We start from the raw sequence: 2,585 nt of genomic DNA on the forward strand, positions 1-2,585 counted from the left end.
GAAGTCTGCTTTTCGAAACCCTTTTTGCACTTTTTTGCGTATTAGGTACTCGCTGTCGAATTGGGACAGCTTTAATTAGAATAAATAAGTTATGAAGAACAATAATAAAATACTCGCTAAAATCATGCTGGCAGGCGCACTGGGCTTTTCCTTTGCTGCCGAAGCCGCCAACTATACCTTGCATACGCCTGCCATACCTGTTGCTGTAGCAATTGCACAGGATGATAACAGTGTAAAACAATGGCAGCAGGAATTGCTGGGCGAATATGCTGACGTCAGTAAGCTGACAGCAGAGAACCTCCGCCAGGCTTACATTACCTTGCTGGAAAGCGCCCGGGCCAAACAAGCCAACTGGTCTGACCAGGAATGGAAGAAGGTGCACGCTGTGATTAATCAGCTCGATGCCCGCAAAAATGTAGTGGAAAAGCAGCTGGGTGCTGACGACAAAGCCAAGATCAAGCTCCTGCAAGGCGAACTTCGCGCGCTGGAAACCAAAGGCGACATCAAAGACTAACGCAACCAGCGTTCAAACAAAAGAGCCCGGCACGCCGGGCTCTTTTGTTTTATAGGATCTCCTGCAGCTCGCTGAGGCAGTGTATGTGGTAGGTCGGTCTGGGGCGCAGTTTGCCCGGGTTTTTTTCAGGGTTAAAGAATACCTGGTCCAAACCTGCTGCCCTGGCCCCGTCTATGTCGCATTCCAGGTTGTCGCCAATCATCAGGCACTCCTCCGGACGGACCTGTATCCGGTCCAGGGCGTGCTCGAATATGCGTTTGTCCGGCTTTTTATACCCGCAGCACTCGGAGGTGATGATCTCCTTAAAATAGCCCGTCAGGTTAGAACCGCTCATTTTGATGTGCTGCACATCTTTAAAGCCATTCGTAATGATGTGGAGCCCATATCGGGGTTGCAGGTAGGCCAGCACTTCGAAGGTATAGGGGAATACGGCCGTCTTGGTAGGGCACAGGTCGGTATAGGCCTCGGATAATCCTGCCGGTACCTGATGCTCCTCCAGCCCCAGCCCCGTCAGGGTTCTGACGAACCGCTGCTCGCGGAGCTCCTTCTGATCGATCTTTCCTTTGTTATAGAGGTCCCAGAGGCGGTTGTTGACGAACTTGTATTTTTTGTAAAAAGAGTCGCAGTCAAATTTGCCGAAAGACTCCAGGCTGAACTCCTGGTACAAGGTATAGAGGGTCTCCTCGGAATTCTTCTCAAAATCCCAGAGGGTATGGTCCAGGTCAAAAAACAGGTGCTTGTATGATTTCATAATAAAGGGCGTCAGCTAAATTGAAACGCGCAGGTAGGGCGTATGTTTGAAAAAAAATTAGGTTCCTTCGGGGCTATTCTATACTAAAAGCGCTATACCTCAGTTTAAACCATTGGCTCAAGTACCTGTCTAAGTTCAGGCATTCGTCCAGCGGCGGGTGTGTATCTTGTTAATGGCAAGCTCCCGGTTAGAAAAAAGGATCTGGTAAATCTCCTGGTCTTTTTGCAGCATCGCGTCGCGCTCCAGATAAGAATAGATTTGTTGAACGAAATCCCCGGCTTCCTCCTTTAAAGAGTAGTATACCCATTGGTCCAGCTTGCGGGGGGCTACCAGGCCCGCGTTGCGAAGGTAGGCCAGGTGACGCGAGGTTTTGGTCTGGGTAAAGTCCAGGACCTGCTCCAGGTCGGTGGTGCACATTTCTTTGTTACGGAGAATGAGGCTCAAAATGCGCAGGCGCGATTCGTCTGCCAGTGCCTTTAAAACCTGTTCGCCGAAGGAAATACTGAAGTGTTTGAGCCGCATAGAGGAACTGACTGTCAGAACAAAATTAGCCAAAAGCTGCTATAATAAAATTATATGAAGTATTATTGTACTACATGAATCCTATTTTACAACAACTCATGCTCAAGAATAAACGCGGTGCCAGCCTGCTGCTGCCGCTAATAGTGCTGATCACGCTGCTGCTGGGAGCGCCTGGCGAAGCGGCGGCGCAGGGGCAGAAGCGGGTGGTGCAACTCTCCGGATTTGTGACCATCGGCGACAGCCTGTATGGCGTGGCCGGCGTGAACGTGTACGTTCCCAAAACCGGCCGCGGTACCCATACCAACCAATACGGGTTCTTCTCGGTGCCTGTACTAACCGGGGACAGCGTGGTATTCAGCGCCATCGGGTATAAAAAGCAGTACCTCATCATACCGAAAAATTACCAGAGCCAGGGCTACTCCATCATCATGCAGATGCAGGAAGACCCTACCGAGCTGCCCGAAGTGGAGGTATTCCCCTGGGCGACCGAGCGCGATTTCAGACAGGCGGTGCTGGCCGTGAAACTGCCCGACGACGGCATGGCTGTGGCGTTGCGCAACCTGGACCCCAAACGGCTGGAAGAACTTTTCAAGTCAACGCCCATGGACGGCAATGCTAACTTCCGGAACTGGAACATGCAACAGGTACAGAAACAGGAGCAGCGGAATATGTTCCCGACCGTCAGCCCCTTTGCCATCATCCAGCTGATCAACATGATCAAGAACGGCGAATTCAATAAGAAATAAACTTTCCTGTTTATAAAAAAGCGGGGCGAAGGTATAGCTATACCTTCGCCCC

The 2,585-nt window shown here is 50.9% G+C and carries 4 protein-coding genes; 2 read left to right on the forward strand and 2 right to left on the reverse strand.

The window, feature by feature from the left end; translation table 11 throughout:
- The first annotated feature begins 91 nt into the window (after positions 1-91).
- Entirely contained in the window at positions 92-514 is a 423-nt protein-coding gene (locus tag OB13_RS13105; RefSeq protein WP_461490617.1) for a hypothetical protein, read from the forward strand.
- Positions 515-563: 49 nt separating this feature from the next.
- Here the strand turns inward: OB13_RS13105 and OB13_RS13110 are convergent, their stop codons facing one another.
- Both OB13_RS13110 and OB13_RS13115 read right to left on the reverse strand, forming a co-directional pair.
- Positions 564-1,265, reverse strand: coding sequence for a YjjG family noncanonical pyrimidine nucleotidase (locus OB13_RS13110; RefSeq protein ID WP_461490618.1), 702 nt, complete (start codon positions 1,263-1,265; stop codon positions 564-566).
- 135 nt (positions 1,266-1,400) lie between these two features.
- The gene (locus OB13_RS13115) at positions 1,401-1,787 is read right to left on the reverse strand and encodes an ArsR/SmtB family transcription factor (RefSeq protein ID WP_461490620.1); all 387 of its coding nucleotides are present in this window, start codon (positions 1,785-1,787) and stop codon (positions 1,401-1,403) included.
- Positions 1,788-1,885: 98 nt separating this feature from the next.
- Here OB13_RS13115 and OB13_RS13120 point away from each other — a divergent pair, with 98 nt between their 5' ends.
- On the forward strand, positions 1,886-2,533 hold the full coding sequence (locus tag OB13_RS13120; RefSeq protein ID WP_461490619.1) for a carboxypeptidase-like regulatory domain-containing protein: 648 nt from the start codon (positions 1,886-1,888) through the stop codon (positions 2,531-2,533).
- The last annotated feature ends 52 nt before the right edge of the window (positions 2,534-2,585 follow it).

This window comes from Pontibacter sp. HJ8, from assembly GCF_054824225.1.

Bases quoted from the DNA above. Each gene is read 5' to 3' on its own strand.
- OB13_RS13105 (WP_461490617.1), top strand. From the start codon at position 92: ATGAAGAACAATAATAAAATACTCGCTAAAATCATGCTGGCAGGCGCA.
- OB13_RS13110 (WP_461490618.1), bottom strand. From the start codon at position 1,265: ATGAAATCATACAAGCACCTGTTTTTTGACCTGGACCATACCCTCTGG.
- OB13_RS13115 (WP_461490620.1), bottom strand. From the start codon at position 1,787: ATGCGGCTCAAACACTTCAGTATTTCCTTCGGCGAACAGGTTTTAAAG.
- OB13_RS13120 (WP_461490619.1), top strand. From the start codon at position 1,886: ATGCTCAAGAATAAACGCGGTGCCAGCCTGCTGCTGCCGCTAATAGTG.